This is a genomic window from Acinetobacter sp. ANC_7553 (assembly GCF_056779895.1).
This window is the reverse complement of sequence record NZ_JBWYIV010000072.1, coordinates 1-210: the sequence shown is the minus strand read 5'-3', so window position 1 is coordinate 210 and position 210 is coordinate 1. Positions and strand designations below refer to the sequence as shown.

1 protein-coding gene is annotated in these 210 nt (G+C 51.9%); it reads right to left on the bottom strand.

Translation table 11 applies throughout. The annotated features are described in order from the left end of the window. Positions 1-210: hypothetical protein (locus AC1M9I_RS14745; protein WP_481611230.1), on the bottom strand; the 210-nt coding region annotated here is incomplete at both ends.

Below are 210 nucleotides of genomic sequence, written 5' to 3'. Positions count from 1 at the left end.
CTTGCCAGCGTTGTAGGTGGACTGCGGTGGGTTGTAGGCTGCGTTGTCCAATAAAACTGGTGATGCTATCAAATTGTTCTGTCGCATCACTACGATGGTAGCGGATGTTGCGTCGGTTGAGGGCTTGGTATTGGCTGTTGTCGTCAATCAGGCGGAGCTTTTGTGCTTCGATCGGGCTGTTGTTGCTCGGTACAATCGGTTGGGCTTCAT